Annotated in this window: 19 protein-coding genes; 13 read left to right on the top strand and 6 right to left on the bottom strand. The window is 40.6% G+C overall.

The genetic code is table 11. The annotated features are described in order from the left end of the window. The first annotated feature begins 20 nt into the window (after window positions 1-20). From bamA to I6E80_RS12270, 6 genes are all read left to right on the top strand, one after another. The gene (gene bamA, locus I6E80_RS12295; RefSeq protein ID WP_024599063.1) at window positions 21-2492 is read left to right on the top strand and encodes an outer membrane protein assembly factor BamA; all 2472 of its coding nucleotides are present in this window, start codon (window positions 21-23) and stop codon (window positions 2490-2492) included. Between the two features lie 11 nt (window positions 2493-2503). Then, window positions 2504-3022: an OmpH family outer membrane protein gene (locus I6E80_RS12290; protein WP_007580993.1), complete on the top strand. Its 519-nt coding sequence runs from the start codon at window positions 2504-2506 to the stop codon at window positions 3020-3022. Between the two features lie 7 nt (window positions 3023-3029). Next, entirely contained in the window at window positions 3030-4052 is a 1023-nt protein-coding gene (lpxD, locus tag I6E80_RS12285) for a UDP-3-O-(3-hydroxymyristoyl)glucosamine N-acyltransferase (protein WP_197185652.1), read from the top strand. A 26-nt stretch (window positions 4053-4078) separates the two neighbouring features. Beyond that, the gene (gene fabZ, locus I6E80_RS12280) at window positions 4079-4531 is read left to right on the top strand and encodes a 3-hydroxyacyl-ACP dehydratase FabZ (protein ID WP_024599065.1); all 453 of its coding nucleotides are present in this window, start codon (window positions 4079-4081) and stop codon (window positions 4529-4531) included. Window positions 4532-4533: 2 nt separating this feature from the next. Beyond that, on the top strand, window positions 4534-5304 hold the full coding sequence (gene lpxA / locus I6E80_RS12275) for an acyl-ACP--UDP-N-acetylglucosamine O-acyltransferase (protein WP_007580998.1): 771 nt from the start codon (window positions 4534-4536) through the stop codon (window positions 5302-5304). Window positions 5305-5452: 148 nt separating this feature from the next. Continuing rightward, window positions 5453-5845 carry a septal ring lytic transglycosylase RlpA family protein gene (locus I6E80_RS12270; RefSeq protein ID WP_197185651.1) on the top strand — a complete coding sequence of 131 codons (393 nt, stop codon included), beginning with the start codon at window positions 5453-5455 and terminating at the stop codon, window positions 5843-5845. Here I6E80_RS12270 and cydC read toward each other — a convergent pair. From cydC to I6E80_RS12245, 5 genes are read right to left on the bottom strand one after another with little or no spacing between them, the layout of a single operon-like run. Further along, window positions 5828-7573, bottom strand: coding sequence for a thiol reductant ABC exporter subunit CydC (cydC, locus tag I6E80_RS12265; protein ID WP_197185650.1), 1746 nt, complete (start codon window positions 7571-7573; stop codon window positions 5828-5830). The genes I6E80_RS12270 and cydC overlap by 18 nt on opposite strands. Further along, complete coding sequence (cydD, locus tag I6E80_RS12260) at window positions 7566-9359, bottom strand: thiol reductant ABC exporter subunit CydD (protein ID WP_197185649.1); 1794 nt, start codon at window positions 9357-9359, stop codon at window positions 7566-7568. Before cydD ends, cydC begins: the two co-directional genes overlap by 8 nt. Continuing rightward, complete coding sequence (gene cydX, locus I6E80_RS12255) at window positions 9349-9513, bottom strand: cytochrome bd-I oxidase subunit CydX (RefSeq protein WP_002958303.1); 165 nt, start codon at window positions 9511-9513, stop codon at window positions 9349-9351. Before cydX ends, cydD begins: the two co-directional genes overlap by 11 nt. Window positions 9514-9525: 12 nt before the next feature. Next, window positions 9526-10665 carry a cytochrome d ubiquinol oxidase subunit II gene (gene cydB / locus I6E80_RS12250; RefSeq protein WP_024599069.1) on the bottom strand — a complete coding sequence of 380 codons (1140 nt, stop codon included), beginning with the start codon at window positions 10663-10665 and terminating at the stop codon, window positions 9526-9528. After that, entirely contained in the window at window positions 10662-12245 is a 1584-nt protein-coding gene (locus I6E80_RS12245) for a cytochrome ubiquinol oxidase subunit I (RefSeq protein WP_010553739.1), read from the bottom strand. The genes cydB and I6E80_RS12245 overlap by 4 nt, the downstream gene beginning before the upstream one ends. Before the next feature lie 301 nt (window positions 12246-12546). Between I6E80_RS12245 and lpxB the strand changes: the two genes are divergently transcribed. From lpxB to I6E80_RS12215, 6 genes are all read left to right on the top strand, one after another. Beyond that, complete coding sequence (gene lpxB / locus I6E80_RS12240) at window positions 12547-13704, top strand: lipid-A-disaccharide synthase (RefSeq protein WP_076924449.1); 1158 nt, start codon at window positions 12547-12549, stop codon at window positions 13702-13704. Continuing rightward, entirely contained in the window at window positions 13694-14296 is a 603-nt protein-coding gene (rnhB, locus tag I6E80_RS12235) for a ribonuclease HII (protein WP_197185648.1), read from the top strand. Before lpxB ends, rnhB begins: the two co-directional genes overlap by 11 nt. A 2-nt stretch (window positions 14297-14298) precedes the next feature. Next, window positions 14299-17790 (top strand): DNA polymerase III subunit alpha, encoded by a 3492-nt coding sequence (gene dnaE / locus I6E80_RS12230; RefSeq protein ID WP_024606281.1) that lies wholly within the window; start codon window positions 14299-14301, stop codon window positions 17788-17790. 16 nt (window positions 17791-17806) lie between these two features. Beyond that, window positions 17807-18763 (top strand): acetyl-CoA carboxylase carboxyl transferase subunit alpha, encoded by a 957-nt coding sequence (accA, locus tag I6E80_RS12225; protein WP_024599973.1) that lies wholly within the window; start codon window positions 17807-17809, stop codon window positions 18761-18763. A gap of 83 nt (window positions 18764-18846) precedes the next feature. Further along, entirely contained in the window at window positions 18847-20151 is a 1305-nt protein-coding gene (gene tilS / locus I6E80_RS12220; RefSeq protein ID WP_197185647.1) for a tRNA lysidine(34) synthetase TilS, read from the top strand. After that, on the top strand, window positions 20152-20493 hold the full coding sequence (locus tag I6E80_RS12215; protein WP_024599975.1) for a hypothetical protein: 342 nt from the start codon (window positions 20152-20154) through the stop codon (window positions 20491-20493). It begins immediately after the preceding gene. Window positions 20494-20566: 73 nt separating this feature from the next. On the opposite strand, the gene I6E80_RS12210 is transcribed toward I6E80_RS12215, so the two are convergent. After that, the gene (locus I6E80_RS12210; RefSeq protein WP_024599976.1) at window positions 20567-21463 is read right to left on the bottom strand and encodes a GGDEF domain-containing protein; all 897 of its coding nucleotides are present in this window, start codon (window positions 21461-21463) and stop codon (window positions 20567-20569) included. Between the two features lie 133 nt (window positions 21464-21596). Here I6E80_RS12210 and I6E80_RS12205 point away from each other — a divergent pair, with 133 nt between their 5' ends. After that, window positions 21597-23570 carry a monovalent cation:proton antiporter-2 (CPA2) family protein gene (locus I6E80_RS12205; protein ID WP_076924444.1) on the top strand — a complete coding sequence of 658 codons (1974 nt, stop codon included), beginning with the start codon at window positions 21597-21599 and terminating at the stop codon, window positions 23568-23570. Window position 23571: the final 1 nt, after the last annotated feature.

The raw sequence follows: 23571 nt of genomic DNA, 5'->3' as shown, positions 1-23571 counted from the left end.
TAAAGGATAAAGATAATAAAATGGCTATAAAAAAACATTTGGCAATAACAAGTTTATTGGGTGCAAGTTTTGCAGCCCTAGGCCAAAACTCCTTTATTGTTGAAGACCTAAAAGTTGAAGGTTTGCAGCGCGTAGCACTTGGTGCAGCGCTAACACATATTCCTATTAACGTAGGCGATAATGTTGATGACTATACGATTTCAAAAACAATAAAGTCACTTTATCGTTCAGGGCACTTTGATAACATAAAAGCACTTCGTGATGGCAACAACGTTATTTTTAAAGTAACGGAACGTCCTACCATCAGCTTTATTGAGTTTGAAGGCAATAAAGACATTAAAGACGAGCAGCTTAATGAGTCTCTTGATCAGCAAGATATTCGCCAAGGTGAACCACTTGATAAAACCGTTATCGATAGTATCGAAAAAGGCTTAGTTGAGTTTTTCCACAGTATTGGTAAATACAACGCTAAAGTAGACATCAGTATTACTAAGCTGCCACGTAACCGCGTTAAACTTAAGTTAGAGTTTGATGAAGGTGATGCTGCTTCTATCCGCCAAATTAACTTAGTGGGTAATGAACTTTTTTCTAATGAAGAGCTTCTTAAACTTGCTGAATCGCAGCAAGATTTACCTTGGTGGCAGTTTATGGGTAGCGACCGCTACCAAAAGCAAACCATTGAAGGCGATTTAGAAAAAATTCGTAGTTATTATTTAGACCGTGGTTACCTACGTTTTAATATCGACTCAACGCAAGTTTCAGTGAGTCCTGAACGTGAATCAGTTTACGTTACAGCTAACTTAACTGAGGGCGTAAAATATAAAGTTAAAGGTTTTGACTTTATTGGTGACTTGCTTGGTCGTGAAGACTTAATTAAAAGTGTTATCCCCCTTAGAGCGGGTGAGCTTTATAACGGCTCTGTAGTTACTTCATCTGAAGAGTTTATTAAAAGCTACTTAGCACGTTTTGGTTATGCTAATGCTGAAGTTCGTACAATTCCAGAAATTGACGACGAAAACCAAGAAGTGCAATTAACACTATCGGTTAATCCAGGTAAGCGTGTATACGTTCGTCGTATTATTGTTGGCGGTAACCAAAATACGGCTGATGAAGTACTTCGTCGTGAAATGACACAACTTGAAGGCGCATGGTTATCTAATCAAAACCTTGAGCGTTCAAAACTGCAAATTCAACGTTTACCTTACATGGAAACTGTTGATTTTAACGTAGTGCCTGTACCGGGTGTGGATGACCAAGTTGACGTAGACTTTACTGTAAAAGAGCAATCAGCAGGTAGCTTTAATGCTGGTCTTGCTTATGGCTCTTACTTAGGTCTGCAGTTTAATATTGGTGTAACAGAATCTAACTTTTTAGGCACAGGTAACCAAATTGGTTTAAACCTTAATACGTCTACAGGTTCTGAAAGCTTAAGCTTATCGTACACAGACCCGTACTTTACGCCAGATGGTGTATCGCAAGGCAGTAGCATCTTTTACAGAAACTACGATGCAAGTAAATTTAGTCTTGTTGAATATAAATCGAAAAGTTATGGTTTAGGCACAAATATTGGTTTTCCAATTGATGCTGTAAATCGTGTTAACTTTGGCGCTCGTTGGATTAAAGAAGAGCTTTCGGATATTGCAGAGTACGAGCAAACGCGTGTACTTCGTGAAACATTCTTAGATCCAGATAACCCAGATGCAGGCTTTGATTTTACTAAGTACGAGCTGAGTGTAGGTTGGTCGCGTATTACCGTTAACCGTGGTTTATTCCCAACAGCGGGTTCGCGTCAAACTCTAAACTTAACAGCAACAACGCCTAACTCAGATCTTCAGTACTTTAAACTGAATTACGATTCGCGTTTTTACTGGCCTATATCAAATGACCACCGTTGGGTATTCTCAACGCGTGCAGCACTTGGTTATGGTAATGGTTATGGTTCTACAAACGGGTATGAGCAAACACTTCCATTCCAAGAGTACTTCCGTATAACTGAAATGGAACTTCGTGGCTTTGACCGTAATACAATATTACCACGTGCTGTATCACGTATACCGCAGTCTATTCCGGGTACGCCAGGTGCAGACGGTACTACAACCGGTAGCATTGGTGGTGCATCAGAATTTGATATTTTAGTGCCACAAGGCCGTATTGGTGGTAATGCTAAAGCAGTGGCAGGTATGGAGCTAATTGTTCCTACGCCATTCTTAGATGAAGAAAATACCAGCTCTGTACGAACTAGCTTCTTTGTTGATGCTGCAAACGTATGGGATACTGAGTTTAACGTAGACCGCTATCAAAACTTAGGCGTTGATGAACGTGCTAAGTTAGATGACTATTCAGACCCAATGCGCTTTAGGGTTTCAACCGGTCTTTCATTACAATGGATCTCTCCAATGGGTCCAATGCTGATCAGTTTTGCGTATCCATTGCAAAAAGAAGAAGATGACGATACGAAAACCATCAGCTTTAACATTAGTAACACTTTCTAAAGGAGTTTTTTGTGAAAAAATTATTTAAATCAACAGCTGTAGCAGTTTTAGCAACTTTAATGATGGGTACTTCTGTGAATGCATTTGCACACAAAGTAGGTATTGTTGATATGCAGGAAATCTACAAGCAAATTCCTCAAATGGCTAAAATTGAACAGTCTTTACAAACTGAGTTTGCTGAACGTCGTCAAGAGCTTGAAAAGTTACAAGGCGATATTCGTTTTGAAGCTGAAAAATTTAAACGTGAAAGTACCACTATGAGCCAAGCTCAAAAAGATACTTTACGTGAAAAAATTCAAGGCATGCAAAAAAATCTTGCTGAACAGGGTCGCCCTTTAGAGCAAGAAATCAAAGCGCGTCAAAACCAAGAGCTTGCTAAAGTTCAAGGTGTAATCATCAAAACAATTGAAGAGATTGCTAAAGACGGCGACTTCGACGAAGTTAAAGTAAAAGACACTACTATTTACTTTAACCCTAAAGAAGTGACTGATCTTTCATCTAAAGTTGTAGCCGCTGTTAGTAAGAAATAATCACTCTATGCAAAATTATACGCTTTCGCAAATTGCGGAACTTCTAGGCGCCGAACTTCAGGGTGATGGCGCTTTAGAAATAAAAAAAATAGCGACACTTGCAAATGCCCATTCTGGGCATATTGCATTTTTAGCGAACTCAAAATATCGCTCGCAACTTGAGACTACTCAAGCCAGCGCTGTAATAGTAAGCCAAGCTGATGCAGAGTACTTTAGTGGTAGCAAAGTTATTGTTGCTAATCCGTATGTAAGTTACGCAAAATTAGCGCAATTTATGGATACTACACCATGCTCAGCCTCGACGGGTATTCATCCAAGTGCAACTGTTCATTCGACTGCGATTGTTAGTGATAGCGCCGCTATTGGTGCTAACGCAGTCATTGAAGCTGATGCAGTGATAGGTGACAACGCGCAAATTGGTCCGAACAGTTTTATCGGGGAACGTGTTAAAATAGGTTCTGGCACTAAGCTTTGGCCTAGTGTGACTATTTATCACGATGTTGAAATTGGTTCAGATTGTTTGTTTCAAGCAAATAGTGTTGTAGGTAGTGATGGGTTTGGCTATGCAAATGAGCGCGGGCAGTGGGTTAAAATACCTCAGCTTGGTTCAGTGATCATAGGCAACAAAGTTGAAATTGGTGCTAGTACGACAATTGATCGTGGTGCACTGGACAATACCATCATTCATAGCAATGTTATTATCGATAATCAGTGTCAAATAGCGCACAACGTTGAAGTTAATTCAGGCACCGCAATTGCGGGCTGCACTGTTCTTGCAGGAAGCGTTACCATTGGCAAGAACTGTCAAATTGGTGGCATGGTTGCAATTAATGGTCACATGTCTGTATGTGATGGTGTTATAATTACCGGCATGAGTATGGTGACAAAATCAATCACCGAACCAGGTATTTACTCATCTGGTATGCCCCATACAACAAACAAAGAATGGCGTAAAACTATTGCTCACTTGCGTAACCTTTCAGATATGAAGTCTCGTCTTAAAGCGCTTGAAGCATTGGCTAAGTCATAATATTGAACACTAATAAGGATGCTATTTTGGCAAACGAATTAAATAGCCTTGATATTCAAGAAATTTTAGCTTTATTACCGCATCGTTACCCGATGCTACTAATTGATCGTGTTATCGATTTTACTCCAGGTAAATCTTTACATGCTATTAAAAATGTTTCTATAAACGAACCTATTTTCACTGGGCACTTTCCAAACCAGCCTATCTTTCCGGGTGTGTTAATTTTAGAAGCGATGGCACAAGCAACGGGTTTATTGGGTTTTAAAACGGTTGAAAATCGCAGCGAAAATGAGCTTTATTTGTTTGCAGCTGTTGATAATGCGCGCTTTAAGCAACCCGTAATACCAGGCGATACAATGCATCTTCATGTTGAGTTTTTAAAAGAACGTCGCAACATTTGGAAGTTTTCTGCAGAAGCAAAAGTCGACGGCAAAGTAGTATGTAGTGCCGAAATTATGTGTGCTAGAAGAGAGTTTTAATAGTGATCCATTCTACAGCAATAATCGAACCTGGCGCTAAACTAGGCAACAATGTCTCAGTTGGTCCGTATAGTTATATTGGCAATGATGTTGTTATCGGTGATAACTGTATTATTGAGTCTCACGTTGTTGTTAAAGGGCCGTCAACTATTGGCTCTGGCAATCATATTTTTCAATTTGCGTCTGTAGGCGAAGCCTGCCAAGACAAAAAATACAATAACGAGCCAACTACATTGATCATGGGTGATAACAACGTTATCCGTGAATGTGCCACAATTCACCGTGGAACGATTCAAGACCAAGGCGTTACTAAAATTGGTAGTAATAATTTGTTTATGGCTTATACCCACGTTGCACATGACGCGGTAATTGGCGATAACGTAATTTTTGCTAACAACGCAAGTGTAGCCGGCCATGTACATGTTGGTGACTGGGTTATCCTTGGTGGTAATTCGGGTGTTCATCAGTTTTGTAAAATTGGTGCACATGCCTTTATTGGTATGTATTCAGGTGTTAACAAAGATGTACCACCATTTGTTACTACCATTGGTATGCCTGCAGGTCCTGCAGCTATCAATAAAGAAGGCATGAAGCGTCGTGGTTTCGAAAGTGATGAAATTATGGCTGTACGCCGAGCATACAAAGCATTTTATCGTAAAAGCTTAGGTGCTGAAGAAGCTATTGAGTCGCTTAGTGAGGATGCCGCAAAGTATCCTGCTGTGAAATTGATGGTCGACTTTGTTAAAAACTCAGAGCGCGGCATCGTAAGATAATTCGCGAGTTTTGCTATAAGCATTTAAAAAACCACCCTAGATGATAAATCGAAGGTGGTTTTTTATTGCCCATGGTTAGACCCAATTCAGTTAATACTCAGCGAACTCAAGTTAGTATGCATCTAATTTGTATAATAAAAGTCATCCTATGCGTTTACCTAAGTTAGTTGTCACTCTTTTTATTACTTCAGCTTTAGCCGCTTGTAGTAGCCAGCCTATTGTTAAATCATCTACTGGGGAAATCACACAAGTTGGTAAAGCATCTTTTTATGCTGATAAATACCACGGGAGAACAACTGCCAACGGAGAGCGCTTTAGCCAACAAGCTGCAACGGCTGCCCATTTAGGATTCGATTTTGGTACTAAAGTAATTGTTACCAACCTAGCTAATAATAAATCAGTCACAGTAAGAATAAATGACAGAGGCCCGTATGTGCGAGGTCGTATTATTGATTTATCAAAAAGTATGTTTAAAAAGATAGCCGACCCTAAAGTCGGCGTTATTGATGTATCAGTAGAGGTATTAAAACCGGGTAGTTAGTGCTACATAATCTGGATAAGCGCTACTGAGCTCTTTGTGAGAGCCTTGTGCCACTACTTTACCGTCTTCTAGCCATACAACATTATCCATTTGAGTAAGAAGAGCCGGATCGTGCGTAATTGTGAGTACACTCGCGTTATTCATAACATGCATGATTGCTTGCATTACCCCTTGCTTAGATTGATTATCGAGACCTTCTGTTGGTTCATCAAGGACTAAAATAGCAGGGTTTTTAAGTAATGCTTGCGCGATGGCTATACGCCTAGATTGGCCTTGCGATACGTTACGTCCGCCAGTGCCTAATCGTGTTTTTAAGCCTTCTTTTAGTTCATTAAACCATGGGCTTAATTGCGCTAACGTTAGCGCTTCAATCAATTGCTCTTTAGTGGCACTCGGTGCGGCATAACGCAAATTTTCACTCAGTGTGCCATCAAAAATATGATGCTGCTGAGCGAGTATATTTATAACCTTTGCGCGTATATCGCTATTTAATGAATGTAAATTAACAACACTATTTTGATTATTTAGAGTGATGCTACCTTGTTGCAAAGGCCATAAACCAGTAAGTAAATTTACAAGCGTGGTTTTACCGCTGCCGCTTCTACCGACAATCGCTACTTTTTGCTGAGGCATCAGCTCAAAGCTAACATCAGTTAGTGCTATTTGTTCACCATATTGATAGCTGATATTGTTAAGTGCCAATGTGTTATTTTGCGGACTAAATTTTTCATCAACGTCTACATGTGTATCTTTAACTTGTGAGTTAGCTGCTTTATCCTCAAGCGAAAATAATCGCTCTGCTGCTTTTAATACACTAGGAAGCTCTATAAACGCGTTAGGTAGTAGCAATACGCTTTCAAAACTTGCCAGTACAAATAGACTTAACATAGCAAGTTCTACATTTACCATACTGTTGGCGTAAACCAGCGGGACAATGGTAGCTATGCTAGCAAGCATGGCTAATTGAACAACCAACAAGCTCAACCCATCTGAGTTTGCCAGTGCTTTGTGGCGAATAAATAATTGCTGATTGTACTGCTCACTTAATTCGTCGCACTTATTAAGCTGCTGCGAACGGGCTTGATAAATACTAAGCTCTCTAAGCCCTGTGAGTGTATCTGAAAGCTCAGAGCGAAGTTGTGCACTAAGTTGTGTTTCTTTATGGCTGTTTTTAGTGAGCTTTGCGCTGAGTAGGGCAGGTATAACCACACCAATAAGTATAATGCCAGTAAAGCAAATAAGGGCGACGTTGCCATTATAGGCCGACATAAACAACATGATGATTGGTACACTCAAAAGAGCGACCAGCATAGGCAGTAAAACGTTTAAATAAAACTTGTCGAGTGCGTCTACATCGTTTTGTAATCGGTTAACTAAATCGGCGCTGCGGCTCATTGCTAAATCAACGTTGTTAAGCTTACTTAACGTTGCAAATACATTGGTACGTATTTCACTTAGTAATAAAAACGTGGCGTTATGAGTGACCAAACGTTCTCCATAGCGCGATGCAGTTCGTACGATTGCTAAAAACCGAATCGTACCTGCTGGAGTAAAGTAGTTCATTTGCACGCCCGCAATACCTGCAGCCGCCATTGATGCTAAAAACCAGCCAGATATAGCCAATAAACCCACATTAGCTAATACCGTAATCGTCGCTAAAAATGTGCCTAGTAGCATTGCTTTGTAATGAGGAGCGCAAAGCTTTAATAAGCGAATAAAGTTATGCATGCGCCACCCCTTGTTTAGCCGTTTTTAATAAGTTAGCAAATACACCATTTTGCGCTGCAAGTTTATCAAAGTGACCTTGCTCAGCTATTTTTCCATCGTGCATAACAACTATGTTACTAGCGTGTTTAACGGTATTTAATCGATGAGCAATGACTAATACTAAGTTGTTTTTAGCGTATTCATTAATAGCATCTTGAATAAGCTGCTCTGTTTGGCTATCAAGGTGCGCTGTAGGCTCATCAAGCACTAAGACTGGTGCTTGCTTTATAAATGCGCGAGCCAGTGCGATGCGTTGCTTTTGTCCGCCAGAAAGCCCTTCCCCTTGTTCACCTATCAGCGTGTTAAAGCCATCGGGTAGGGTATTTATAAATTCAAGCACACCAGCTTGCTTTGCTGCATGTTCAAGCTCTTGCTGTGTGGCAGTTGGTTTGGCCAATTTAATGTTGGCAGCAATGGTGTCGTAAAACAGCGTCGCTTTTTGTGGTATCCATGCAATGTTATTTTGCAGGTAAGTAATATCGGTTGTACTTAAACTCTGCTCATTAATAGATAGGTGGTTTATCACCTCAGGATGAAACCCTAATAGGCAATCAAACAACGTGCTTTTACCTGATCCACTACTGCCCACAACTGCAATTAAGCCTTTATTTGGCAGTGTTAAATCTATATTTTTGATGCCTTCGTTACTATCTGGGTATATAAAATTAAGGTCGGTAATACTTATGGAGTTAATTGCATTTAAAGTTAAATTGTTTTCAAGCGTACTTGTAGTCCCTGACGCATTTTCGTCACTTGGCAATGGTGCATTTAAAATCGCAACCATATCGGCCGCTGCACTAATGCCTTGTAAGCGTGCATGGTAATGGCTACCCAGTTGGCGCAATGGTAAATAAAATTCAGGCGCTAAAAGTAGCACTACAAAGCCAGTGGCAAAATCAAGAGTACCAAAAAACAGTCTAAAACCAATAATTACGGCAACGAGTGCAACACTAATGGTAGCTAAAAACTCAAGTGCAAATGATGATAAAAACGCGATTTTTAAAACATCGAGTGTAGCGTGTCTAAAATCATCTGAAATTTTAGCTATTTGTTTCAGCTCGGTACGTGTTGCATTAAATAGCTTGAGTTGAGTTAAACCTTGTACGCGGTCAAAAAAGTAATTGCCTAGCACGGCAAGTTGCTTCCAGCGTTTTTGGTTTAAAGCTTCGGCTTTTGAGCCTACCAAAATCATGAAAAAAGGAATGAGCGGGGCGGTTAATAAAAATATCAGCCCAGCTTTATAATCTGTCGGAAAAATAACAACCAATATTGCCAGCGGAATAAGCGCGCTGTAAGCAGCACCGGGTAGATATTTAGCATAATAGTCGTGGAGTGCTTCTACGCCATTATGCAGGGTATTTAATGTAGCGCCTTGGCCGTGTTGTTCTATATAGCTTGGCCCAAGTAAGCTGAGCTTATTTAGAAGTGTTTGGCGCATAGCCGATTTTATTTTAAGTGTAGCATATGCACTCAAGCGTTCGCTTAACGCTAAAAACACCGCGCGCAATAAAATAATGCCTGCTAAGGGCCATAGTAAGTGAGTAACTTGGGCTAAATTATTACCTTCAAACATTACATTGTGAATAGTTTGCGCAAGTAAATAAGCACCCGCAATCATTAGTAATGCGTTAAAAGTACCCAGTGCAATGCTTAACTTTAACCACACTGCAGCGGGTTTACTTTGACGCTTTAAAAAAGCGCGCAGTGATTGCTGCTGCGCGCGATCTGGTCGGGGGTTAGTCGTCATCTTTTGTGTTGTTAGCATCGTTTAATAAATCGTGCATGGCTTGTTCATCATCAGCAATGCTGTTTTTATTTTGATGAAATTCGTACCACATTACATTTATTACACCTAAGGTACAGGCTAAAAGTACACCTAAAATCCAAGCGAAATACCACATAGTTTAGTCTCCTTAGTAGCTACCGTGAGTGTTGTTTTCAATTTCTTCAACCGTTACTCTGCGCCACATTTTTACGTAACACCAAGTGGTATAAGCTAAAATAAGTGGAACAAAAATACACACTGCAACAAACATTACATTGAGCGTTTTATGGCTCGATACCGCATCCCAAATTGTTAAGCTAATATTTGGATTATTGCTTGATGGCATAATAAATGGGAACAGTGAAACACCTGCTGTCATAATCACGCCAATTAACATTAAGCTTGTTGAAATAAGTCCAAGTGCTGGCTTATTTAATTTAGAAAACACAAGTGCACTTAATGCCATTGCAAAGGCTAAAATAGGGAAGGTCATTGTCCACGGACGATCGCTGTAATTACTTAACCAAGCACCTTGCGCTGTAGTGACTACTTTAGCTAAAGGGTCTGCATGACTTTGCGTATCAGCCATTGATACAATTTGGTAACCCGTTAAATTAGCAACCCAAAAGCCAGCTGCAGCAAATAACACAATAAATACAATTAGTGAATAACGTCCATATTGACCCGAACGCTCAGCTACTGCATCGGCTGTACGAAGCTGTAACCACATACCAGCATGAGCAACCAACATAGTAATACTGACTAAGCCAGCAAGTAATCCGAATGGGTTTAGTAATCCAAAGAATGAGCCTTGGTAGCTAACACGCATTAGGTTATCAATATTAAACGGTACGCCTAAAAATAAATTACCAAATGCAACGCCAAAAACGAGAGCTGGAATCGCGCTGCCTGCAAGCAAGCCCCAATCCCAGTTGTTGCGCCAGCGTTTTGAGTCTACTTTACTGCGGTAATCAAACCCAAGTGGTCTAAAAAACAAAGCAAATAGTACTAGCATCATGGCAAAGTAAAAGCCCGAAAATGCAGCTGCATAAACCATAGGCCACGCTGCAAATAACGCGCCGCCGGCGGTAATAAACCATACTTGGTTACCATCCCAGTGTGGACCAATGGTATTAATTACCGTACGGCGCTCTGAATCTGTTTTACCAACTAGGCGAAGCAACATAGCAACGCCCATATCCATGCCATCGGTAATAGCAAAGCCAATAAGCAGCACACCAATGATCAACCACCAAAGCATTTTTAATGTTTCATAATCAAAAATCATGATTGCTCTCCTTCAGTTTGATCAGTTTTATTTGGCAATTCAAAATGATATTTACCAGTATGTAGCGAGCTTGGTCCTTGCTTAACAAAGCGGATCATCAACCAACCTTCAACAATGGCTAAACCAGTATAGAAAACAATAAATCCAGTTAAGCTAATTAAAATATCGTTTACTGTTAGTGACGACGTGGCTAAAAAGGTCGGCAGTATTTCAGATATAGCCCAAGGTTGACGTCCATACTCAGCAACTATCCAGCCAAATTCAATAGCTATCCAAGGTAGTGGAATACTCAATACGGCAGCCCATAACAACCAGCGTTTTTGCTCAATAACGCGATGTGCGTTGTAGTAAAATGCCAATATAAATACACCCAACATGGCTACACCACAGGCAACCATAATTCTAAATGACCAAAACATAGGGCCTACTTTAGGGAAAGAGTCTTTAACCGCTTTTTGAATGTGCTCTTCGGTAGCATCTACAACATCAGGTGTGTAGCGCTTAAGTAGCAAGCCATAACCTAAATCATCTTTTAGGGTATTAAACTTAGCAACATTTTCTGGCGTATCTTCACCGTTTCTGAGTTTTGTAAGGTATTCATAAGCAATCATACCGTTGCGAATACGTACTTCGTGTTGTTTTTCTAGGTCGTTAATACCCGTTACTTGCTCATCAAGTGAACGCGTAGCAATTAACCCAAGTGCGTAAGGTATTTTAACCGCAGCATGTGTTACTTGCTCTTCTGAATCAGGAAAACCAAATGCGGTAAACGCAGCCGGAGCCTCTTCTGTGTGCCATTCAGCTTCAATCGTGGCAAGTTTTACTTTTTGAACTTCACCTACCTCGTAGCCTGATTCGTCACCGAGTAAAATTACACATAAAATTGATGCTAAACCAAAGCCCGATGCGACCGAAAAAGAACGTTTAGCAAACGCTAAATCACGACCTTTTAATATGTACCAACTACTTATGCCCAGTACAAACATAGATGCAGCTACATAACCTGCCGATACGGTATGAATAAACTTAACTTGTGCTACAGGATTAAACACAAGCTCTGCAAAGCTGGTCATTTCCATGCGCATGGTTTGATAGTTAAATTCAGCACCTACTGGGTTTTGCATCCAACCGTTGGCAATCAAGATCCACAGCGCCGACATGTTAGTACCAATGGCCATTAAAAAGGTTGCACCTAAATGTTGGCGTTTAGAGAGTCTGTCCCAGCCTAAAAAGAACATACCTACAAAGGTCGATTCTAAAAAGAATGCCATTAAACCTTCAATAGCCAGGGGAGCCCCAAAAACATCACCTACATAATGGGAGTAATAAGACCAGTTAGTACCAAACTCAAACTCCATGGTAAGGCCTGTCGCCACACCAATTGCAAAGTTAATACCAAACAATTTTCCCCAAAACTTAGTCATGTCACGATAAATTTCGCGACCGGTCATAACATAAACCGATTCCATAATAACTAAAATCCAGGTCATACCTATAGTTAGCGGTACGAATAAGAAATGAAAGAGAGCGGTAACAGCAAACTGTAATCGCGATAGATCCACAAAGGTTTCATCTATCATTATTGGCTCCTTGAGAGTGACGGATTAACAGGACAATATTTAATTGGCAAAGTTAATATTTAATGAACTTTCAGTAATTACTGAAAGTTTGTAATATTATTTACGTTTGTGCAATTTTTGTCAATATGTATATTAGTAAAACTTAATATATATTTTATATGCTACATCAGTATTAAAAACAAACAATACAATAAATTAAATTTAATGATAAAAAACCAGTTATTTAAAGCGTTTAACCAAACAGTAAAACACGGTAAACTAGTACTCATGAACGCCTGGTTTACTTGTGAAATAAAATCAAATGAATGAAGATAAAAAACAACTACGAATTGGTATTGTGGCAGGTGAACTGTCGGGCGATATTTTAGGCGAAGGCTTAATTAAAGCCCTTAAAAAGCACTTCCCGGATGCTATTTTTGAAGGTATAGCTGGGCCTAAAATGCAAGCGCAAGGCTGTAAAACACTTTACGACATGGATGAGCTTTCGGTAATGGGACTTGTTGAGGTACTTGGTCGTTTGCCGCGTTTGCTTAAAATACGTAAACAACTCGTGCAGCATTTTGTAGATAATCCACCTGATGTATTTATAGGTATAGACGCACCCGACTTTAACTTACGTGTAGAAAAACCACTTAAAGATGCGGGCATTAAAACCGTACAGTATGTAAGTCCGTCTGTTTGGGCGTGGCGCGAAAAGCGTATTCATACAATTAGTGCAGCGACTAACTTAGTGTTGGCGTTATTACCATTCGAAAAAGAATTTTATGATAAACACCAAGTGCCATGTACATTTGTAGGGCATACTTTGGCTGACGATATAGCGCTTGAGCACGACGATAGTAAAGCACGTGCAGAACTCGGCTTAAGCCTTGATGACAAAGTACTGGCGTTGCTACCTGGTAGTAGAGGCTCTGAAGTTGGTTTGCTAAGTGAAACTTACATTAAAACAGCCGCGCAGTTGCAAGCTAAAAACCCAAATCTTAAAGTTGTGGTGCCACTGGTTAACGAAAAACGCAAAGCGCAGTTTACTGATATATTAAATGCTACCGCGCCAAACCTTAATGTTAACCTGCTTGATGGACAATCAAAATTAGCTATGCAAGCTGCTGATGCTATTTTATTAGCGTCGGGCACCGCAACACTTGAAGGCATGCTTTATAAAAAGCCAATGGTAGTGGGCTATAAAATAAAGCCTTTAAGCTATTGGATTTTTAAAACCTTATTTACGTTTAATATTAAGTACTTTTCGCTGCCTAATTTATTAGCCGACGAAGAGCTAGTACCTGAGTTTTTACAAAGTGAGTGTAATGTGGCTAATTTAACAAATGCGCTTACTCCTATGCTTAATACAGATAACATTGAGCTAAAAGCACGCTTTTTAGCTATTCATGAAAAAATTAGATTAAATGCCAGCGAACAAGCAGCCAATGCTGTGGCGGAGTTAATAAATGCAAATTGATAGACCCAACGTAGCCTTAATTGCCGGTGTAGACGAAGTAGGGCGCGGCCCACTTGTTGGCGACGTAGTCACTGCCGCCGTTATTTTAGATCCCACTAAACCTATTGCAGGCTTAGCAGATTCTAAAAAATTAACAGATAAAAAACGCCAAGCACTCGCGATTGAAATAAAAGAAAATGCATTGTGTTACGCCTATGGTCGCTGCAATCCGACAGAGATTGATGAATTAAATATTCTGCACGCAACGATGCTTGCCATGACCCGTGCAGTAGAGGCATTAAGTACGCAACCTGAATTTGTATTTATAGATGGTAACCGCTTACCTAAACTCACTATGCCCGCGCAAGCTATTGTTAAAGGCGATAGCTTAGTGGCAGAAATTTCAGCGGCGTCTATTTTAGCTAAAGTAGCACGTGATGATGAAATGATTGAACTTGATAAACGCCACCCAGAATATGGCTTTGCAGGGCACAAAGGATATCCGACTAAAGCGCATTTTGCGGCGCTTGAGCAGTACGGCGCGATTGACGAGCATCGTAAAAGCTTTAAGCCTGTGCAGCGTGTATTGGCGCAAGCCAATGGCGAGGGTTAAGTATGGCGGCTCCTGATTTTGTCCATTTAAGGGTTCATTCTGACTTCTCGATGGTTGACGGCCTCGCTAAAACAAAGCCGATAGTCGCTAAAGCGCAAGAGCTGCAAATGCCAGCCATTGCGATTACCGATCAAATGAACTTTTGTGGTTTAGTGCGTTTTTATGGCGCCACGCATAATGCAGGTATTAAACCTATAGTGGGTGCTGACTTTTGGGTTCGTAGCCCAGAGTTTCCTGATGAGCCAAGCCGCTTAACCATATTAGCCAAAGACAACGACGGCTATAAAAATATTACCTTGTTAATATCTAAAGCGTATCAACGTGGGCATGTGTTTCATCGGCCAGTGATTGACCGAGAATGGCTGGTGGAACATAAAACGGGCTTAATTATTCTCTCTGGCGCTAAAGACGGTGACTTAGGTAAAGCATTACTAAAAAATAACCCAAGTGTCATTGAATCGGTAGTTAGTTTTTACAAGCAGCATTTTAGCGATAACTACTACCTTGAGCTAGTTCGCACCAATCGACCGCTTGAAGAAGACTACTTACACATGGCGGTAGAGCTTGCTACCAAAGAGCAGTTACCTGTTGTAGCCACCAACGAAGTGGTATTTTTAAAGCCAGAAAACTTTGAAGCGCACGAAATTCGCGTTGCTATTTTTGACGGCTACACGCTTGATGATAAACGCCGCCCTAAACGGTTCTCTGAAGAACAATACCTAAAAACATCAGAGCAAATGGCAGAGCTGTTTAGCGATATTCCAGAAGCGCTACAAAATACGGTAGAAATAGCTAAACGTTGTAATGTAACGGTTCAGCTAGGGACTTACTTTTTACCTGATTACCCAACTGGCTCACTTAAGATTGATGAGTTTTTAGTTAAAGTCTCAGAAGACGGTCTTGAAGAGCGGCTGCAGTTTTTATTCCCCGATGAAGAAGAGCGAAAAGTAAAACGTGTTGAATACGACGAGCGACTTGATATAGAGCTTGGCGTAATTAACCAAATGGGATTCCCCGGTTACTTCTTAATCGTAATGGAGTTTATTCAGTGGAGTAAAGATAACAATATTCCTGTTGGACCTGGTCGTGGTTCAGGTGCGGGTTCGTTAGTTGCGTACGCACTGAAAATTACCGATTTGGATCCACTAGAATTCGACTTGCTTTTTGAGCGATTTTTGAATCCAGAACGTGTATCAATGCCCGATTTCGACGTCGATTTCTGTATGGATAGACGTGACGAGGTAATTGATCACGTGTCGGCTTTGTATGGTCGAAACGCCGTATCGCAAATTATTACCTTTGGTACTATGGCTGCAAAAGCGGTAATACGCGATGTAGGGCGAGTGCTTGGGCATCCTTATGGGTTTGTTGATCGTATTTCAAAAATGATTCCAGGCGATCCAGGGATGACGCTTGCTAAAGCGTTTGATATAGAACCACGCTTGCAAGAAGCCTACGATGGCGACAACGAAGTAAAAGATTTAATCGACATGTGTCGCATCCTTGAAGGGTGTACACGTAACGCAGGTAAACATGCGGGTGGCGTAGTAATATCGCCAACCACTATTACCGACTTTGCCGCGCTTTATTGCGATGACGAAGGTAAGTTTCCGGTCACACAGTTTGATAAAAACGACGTAGAAACCGCAGGCTTAGTTAAGTTCGATTTCTTGGGTTTACGTACACTGACTATATTGCAGTGGGCAGTCGATATGACCAACGTGCGCATGGAGCGCCAAGGTAAAGACCCTGTTGATATAAATACTATCCCACTGGATGATAAAAAAAGTATTGAGTTACTACTTCGCGCTGAGACTACCGCTGTATTCCAGTTAGAATCGCGCGGTATGAAAGACTTAGTACGCCGACTTAAGCCCGATTGCTTTGAAGATATGATTGCACTTGTGGCCTTGTTCCGACCAGGTCCGCTGCAATCAGGCATGGTAGATAACTTTATCGACCGAAAATTGGGCCGAGAAGAAATTTCATACCCAGATGCGCAGTATCAGCACGAAAGCTTAAAACCAATACTTGATCCAACGTACGGCATTATCTTGTATCAAGAGCAAGTAATGCAAATTGCGCAAGTACTAGCAGGCTACACGCTAGGTGGCGCCGACATGCTGCGTCGTGCAATGGGTAAGAAAAAACCCGAAGAAATGGCAAAGCAGCGTTCAACGTTTGAAGATGGCGCAAGAAATAACGGCATCGACGGCGAGCTCGCGATAAAAATCTTCGACTTGGTAGAAAAATTCGCTGGTTACGGCTTTAATAAATCTCACTCAGCGGCATATGCACTCGTTTCGTATCAAACGCTGTGGATGAAAACGCATCATCCTGCTGAGTTTATGGCTGCGGTAATGTCGGCCGATATGGATAACACCGACAAAATAGTTATTTTGGTGGACGAATGTGAAAACATGAAGCTCACTTTATTGCCGCCAGACGTAAATGCAGGTGAGTTTAAGTTTACAGTAAACCTGCAAGGTGAAATTGTTTACGGCATCGGCGCTATTAAAGGCGTGGGTGAAGCACCGGTTGATGCAATATTAGAAGCACGTGCGAAAGGTGGCCCATTTAAAGATTTATTTGATTTTTGTGCCCGAGTTGATTTAAAACGCTTAAATAAACGCGTCACTGAAAAATTAATTTACTCAGGTGCACTAGATAATTTAGGGCCAGAAAAAACCCAATCTGGACGTGCTACATTACTGGCCAGTTTAAAAGATGCAATGCGTGCAGCTGATCAACACAACAAAGCTGAGCTATTAGGGCAAAGTGATTTGTTTGGTTTATTAGCCACCGAGCCTGACGAAGTTGAACAAGCCTTTATTAAGGCCACAGGACTAACTGATAACGAATGGTTAGATGGTGAAAAAGAAACGTTAGGCCTTTATTTAACTGGGCATCCGATAAATCAGTACCGACGTGAGCTTAGGCATTATACCAGCGGGAAAATAGTTGATTTACAGCCAACTAACCGTGATGTATTTGCAACGGCCGCAGGTTTAGTGATTGCTTCAAGGGTATTAATTAATAAAAAAGGAAATCGTTGGGCCTTAGTAACTTTAGATGACAAGAGTGCACGGATTGATGTACGCTTGTATTCAGACGAGTTTGAAAAGTACCAAGATATGCTCCAAGTTAACAATATCTTGGTAATATCTGGACAGGTCAGCTTTGATAACTTCTCCGGTGGTATTACAATGACCGCCAGAGAAATAAACACCATTGCTCAAGCGCGTGAAAAACGTATTAAAGCGATTAAAATGACGCTGAACATGGTGCAAGTCGAGGCAGGTTTCTTCGATAAATTACAAAAAGTACTCGAACCCTATAAAATGGGAACGTGTCCGATCAAGGTTTATTACCAACGTCCAGATGCGTTGGCTCAATTAACTCTTGGGATCGAATGGTGTGTTACGCCAAGTGACGACTTAATACATAAGTTATCATTAATGGCAGCGCAAGATGTAGAACTAGAATTTAACTAATTAGGTAGTTTAGAGCATGAGCCTCAATTATCTTGATTTTGAGCTTCCAATTGCAGAATTAGAAGCAAAAATTGAAGAATTACAAAATATAAGCCGCGCTGGCGAATTAGACCTTGAGTTAGAAGAGGAAGTCAGCAAACTAAAAGAAAAAAGTGCCAAACAAAAACAGGAGATTTTTTCTAATTTAGGCGCTTGGCAAGTATCACAGTTAGCACGTCATCCGTTGCGTCCTTACACTCGAGATTATATCGAGCGCATTTTCACGGAATTTGACGAGTTTGCTGGCGATCGTACTTTTGCTAACGATCCGGCTATTTTAGGTGGCGTTGCGCGTTTAGATGGCGAACCAGTAATGGTTATTGGCCAACAAAAAGGCCGTGACACTGCTGAAAAAATTAAACGCAACTTTGGTATGCCAAAGCCAGAAGGTTACCGTAAAGCATTACGCTTAATGGAAATGGCTGAGCGTTTTAAAATGCCAATCATGACTTTTATCGACACACCGGGTGCATACCCAGGCGTTGGCGCTGAAGAGCGTGGTCAATCTGAAGCAATCGCACGTAACTTAAAAGTAATGGCGACACTTAAAGTGCCGACAATATGTACGGTTATAGGCGAAGGCGGTTCAGGTGGTGCATTAGCGATTGGTGTTGGCGACAGAGTTAACATGTTGCAATACAGCACTTATTCTGTAATTTCGCCTGAAGGTTGTGCGTCAATTCTTTGGAAAAGCGCCGACAAAGCACCACTTGCAGCAGAAGCTATGGGTGTAACCGCAGAGCGCGTGAAAGAACTAGATTTAATCAGTAATTTAATTGATGAACCTCTAGGTGGAGCGCACCGCAATTACGATGGTATGGCACGTAACTTAAAAGAACGCCTAAAACGTGACTTAGCTGATCTTCAAGCGCTTACGCTTGAAGAAATGCTTGACCAACGTTACAAACGTTTAATGTCGTTTGGTTATTGCTAAACGCATTAAATGTTAAAAAAAAGCCGCTTATGCGGCTTTTTTGCTTTAAAATGTTCAGAGTTTTTATATTAAAGTGCGCCCATATGCATAAATCAGCAATTTATCAGCAATTAAAAAAATCACTAAATAGCTATATTGAGCAAGGCAACACTGCTTTTACAGTGGCGCTCTCTGGTGGCGTTGATTCTGTGGTGTTGTTGCATTTAATGCGCACTTTAAAAGCAGATAACCCTGGAATTAATGTCTCGGCTATTTATGTTCACCATGGCTTGAGCCAGTATGCTGATGACTGGCAACGCTTTTGCAAAAATGTATGTATTGAGCTTAGTGTGCCTTTTGAAGCTGCGAAAGTTGTCATTGATCAGCAGTCGCGCACAAGTCTTGAAGCCCAAGCACGCGACGCCCGTTATAAAGCACTTGATGAACTAAGCCCACAAAGCAGCATTATTTTACTGGGCCAACACTTAAACGACCAAGTAGAAACGTTTTTACTGCGCTTAAAGCGTGGCTCAGGTTTAAAAGGGCTTGGTGCTATGCACCAAGCGCGTTTACTGCAAAGTGGCCGTGTATGTTTTCGGCCATTGTTGAACGTTAAGCGAAGCGATATAGAAGCGTTTGCAGCGCAGTTCGGTATTAACCACATAACCGATGACTCTAATACAGATGAAAGTTTTGATCGTAATTTTTTACGCTCAAAAATAGTGCCTGTGTTAGCTGAGCGCTTTAATGGGTTTGAGCAATGCACTGCACGAAGCATTGAGCTACTACAGCAACAACAAACTCTACTTGATGAATATACCCAGCTTGATTTAAATAAGTGTGTTAACGAGCATCAAGCACTGTGCATTAGCCAAATAAGTGAATACAGCGCAGCGCGCATAGCAAATATAGTACGTGCGTGGCTTGCTCTATTTACTCAAGTGATGCCATCACAAAAGCAACTTGAGCAAATTATTAATCAAGCAATGTGCGCAAAAAACGATGCACAAATGCGTATCGACTTGCTAGATGGACAAATACGCCGACATCAAGGTTATTTGTATTTTGTAACACCAAGTGAAGTATTAACAGATACAGAGCTGAATCATTCAGAACTAAAACTTGCTGATGGGCGTTTATTAATTAAAAGGGCTGGTAGCGGTGTAAGACCTCCACACGCTAATGAGCAAGTAATAGTGCGCTTTAATTGCAATAGTGCGCGTATAAAACCACTTAAAAAGCCTGGTAGTAATACAGTTAAGCATTGGTTTAAAGATGCAAAAATAGCACCTTGGCTTCGCGCCAGCGTACCGCTTATTTTCTATAATGATGAATTAGTGCAAGTGGTTGGTTATTTTATAAGTGCTAAGCATGTTGATGAAAATGGTATTTTTTGGGAGTGTAAATAAATGGGTAAACAGCCGCATGTTGGTTTGTCGTTAGTGACTAAAGCGCCAATGGGTATGCTGATAACGGCCGTAATAGCTATTATCGCTAATGTTTTACTTGAGTTAAATATAGTTACGTTAGGTTATGCAGTTGCGGGTGGGATTGTATCTTCAGTACTTTTATTAGCTTATTGGTTAGGTAAAGGTGGATTGTTTTTTATTTTAGGCGTGAGCCTGCCACTGCTTTTAGTGTTATTTACACCGCTTGCTACAATTACCGCATTACTTAATTTAATTAGCGGATTCTTTTTCGGCTTTTGTGCTGCTTTGTTTATTTATAAATTGGTAAGTGTAAAACCTTAGGCGTGAAATTTTAGCAATAAAAAAGCCTAGCGGGGGAAGCTAGGCTTTTTTATTCAATTAGTTTAAGCAAATATTAGTAGGCTTTTGCGCAGTTTCTGCCAGATGCTTTTGCTTTGTATAAGCCTTTATCTGCTCGAGCAAATATTTCAGTTTCGCTGTCTTGGCTGTTAGCTAAAGTAAAACCAATACTGGTTGTTACTTTGTACTTAGACATTAATGGCGATTTTCTTACTAAGCACATTATGCGTTCAGCAATCACTTTATTAGTGGTAAACTCAGGGTCTTCAATAAGTAAAGCAAACTCATCACCACCAAATCTAAACACTGAGTCAGTGCCACGTATGCTGCTACACAGTACTTTTGAAAATTCTTTAAGTGTATCGTCACCAATTTTATGACCAAAGTTATCGTTAACTTGTTTAAAGTTATCCAGATCAAGTAGCATTAAACTAAATGGACGCTGATAACGACGGCAGTTTTCAAGTTTTTGCAGTAAAAAGTCATTAAATTGACTGCGGTTGTTTAAACCGGTTAATGCATCTTTTGTAGCAAGCTTTAATACTCTGCTATACATCATTGCATTGCGAAGTGGATAAACCAGCGCAGTATGTAAAATATTTAGCTTTTTCTCAATTGCTTGCCCAAGCGGAAACTTACTAAAATAAATTAGTTGCCCTAAGTGTTCATTACCAATAGCTAAATCAAAAATATAGGGAGTACTATTTGTGTCACTTTCTGATGTTTGTGTAGTTCCTAATGTTGATTGAAACTGTAAACCAGAGAAATTTAACAATTGTTTTGTAAATTTTGCGTATATAGCTAAAACATCCTCAATCACTAAGCTTGTTTGTAGCTCTGTAACGAGTTTATGTGTTTCTGTTATTTCGTTTGTTGGTGAATGTTCAGCCGAAAACGGCAAAAAATCACCGCGACCTGACACACGTTGCGTCAAAATATGGACGTTTTCCATTAAATTCTCCCCCGAGGGTGTTACTTTGCAATAACTAAGCTATTTTTGTGCCATATTTTAAAATTGCCTGAAAAACATATGGTTGCTATATTTACTTACAAGCTACTAGTTTAATTTAAGCGCGAGGCTGCATTTGCAAAGTATTAATGCTCAAATTTTTGGCTTATTAGTAGCGGCAGTGCTTTTTGTGTGGTTTTTTAAACGCATTGGCTTGCCGCCTATTTTAGCGTACCTAGCAACTGGGGTTTTAGCCGGTAGCCATGGTATTGGTTGGTTAGCGCAATCTCATGAAATAGAGTTTGTAGCAGAGCTTGGTATTGTCTTTTTGTTATTTAGTTTGGGGTTAGAATTTTCTATCTCGCGGTTAATGGCAATGCGAAACCTAGTATTTGGACTGGGATCTCTGCAAGTAGGCATAACCAGTTTACTCTTCATTATTATCTTATATTGTTTAGACTTTTCCCTACTCACCAGCTTTACTATTGGCACAATTATGGCGCTTTCTTCAACTGCGGTGGTTGTTAAACTATTAAAAGAGACGGGTGAGCTTAATCAGCGACGAGGGCAGTTAGCCGTTGGTGTGCTGCTTTTTCAAGATATTGCCGTGGTGCCTCTACTAATAATTCTTCCCTTATTTGCATCAAGCGACTCACAAAGTATTGGCTGGGCTTTAGCCTTTGCCCTAAGTAAAGGTGCATTTGTATGTGTGCTCCTTTGGGCAATTGGTAAATGGGTATTGCCCATTGTATTTAAAGAAATAGCGCAAGTACGAACCGATGAATTGTTTGTACTTACCACTATATTAGTAGCGCTATTTGCGGGCTTTTTAACGTATATGTTTGGCTTGTCTATGGCATTGGGCGCATTTTTAGCGGGAATGATGTTAGGTGAGAGCCATTATAGGCATCAGTTAGAGGCCGATATACGTCCATTTCGCGATATATTAATGGGGCTGTTTTTTGTAACTGTGGGTATGCAGCTAGATATTTTATTTGTACTGGCGCACATAGTAATAATTATTGGCGCATTGCTTGGGTTACTCATATTAAAAATTACAGTAGTAGCACTTAGTGCGCGGCTAATGCATGAACGAAACCAAGATTCACTCGCCTGTGGCATTATGTTGTGGCAAATGGGAGAGTTTGGTTTTGTACTTATCGCACTTGCTGGCCAGCATCAGTTATTAAACTCAGAGCAAGCTTCATTTTTAATTGCATTGGGTGTGCTTTCAATGGCATTTACACCATTTTTGATTGATAAAACGCCATTCATTTTAAATCGTTTAGGCATACTCGATCGGCCAAGTTTAGCGCTGGAGAGTGAGCCACAAAGTAGTACACTTTATAGCGATCATGTTGTTATTTGTGGTTTTTCGCGTGTTGGACAAACTATAGCGCGTTTTTTAAAGCCCGAAGCAATAGACTACGTTGCCATCGAAAGTAACCCAATACTTGTACAAGAAGGCAAAGCGGCTGGCGAGCCTGTAATATTTGGTTATGTTAAGCAAAAAGATATTTTAAAATGCGCAGGAGTAGAGCGAGCTCGGTTGGTGATTATTACTTTTACTGAGTTTGATCACGCGCAAGTTGTTATTGATGCCATAAAGCAAATAGCACCTAACGTTAAAATACTTATTAGGACTCGTGACGACAGCCAGCTCGATTATTTAAAAGCGCTAGGTGTAACCGAAGTGGTGCCCGAGTCGTTAGAGGCGAGCTTAATGCTCGTGTCGCATGTGTTGTCTATGTCGGGCGTACCCATGACACGCATTGTTCGCCGAGTAAGTAAAGAGCGACGTAATCGTTATCCATTAATGCAAAGTTTTTACGCGGGGTATTTTAAAGATAGCGAAGATGCCTCAACCGACCGATTAGAATATTTACACGTTGTAGCATTGCCCAAGCAAGCTTATGCGGTGAGTAAAACAATTGAAGATCTAAATTTAGAAAAGCGGCGAGTACTCGTAAAAGCACTTCGCAGAGAAGGGTCCGAAATAGACACGCCATCAGCGCAAACAACCTTGTTACCTAACGACGTTTTAGTACTACAAGGTAAACCAAGGCGTGTTGAGCGGGTAGAGCACTACCTGCTCGACGGGATAGAATAAT

The sequence above is a fragment of the Pseudoalteromonas sp. NSLLW218 genome (assembly GCF_015864775.1).
GTDB lineage: Bacteria > Pseudomonadota > Gammaproteobacteria > Enterobacterales > Alteromonadaceae > Pseudoalteromonas.
This window is presented reverse-complemented; position numbering and strand designations above follow the sequence as displayed.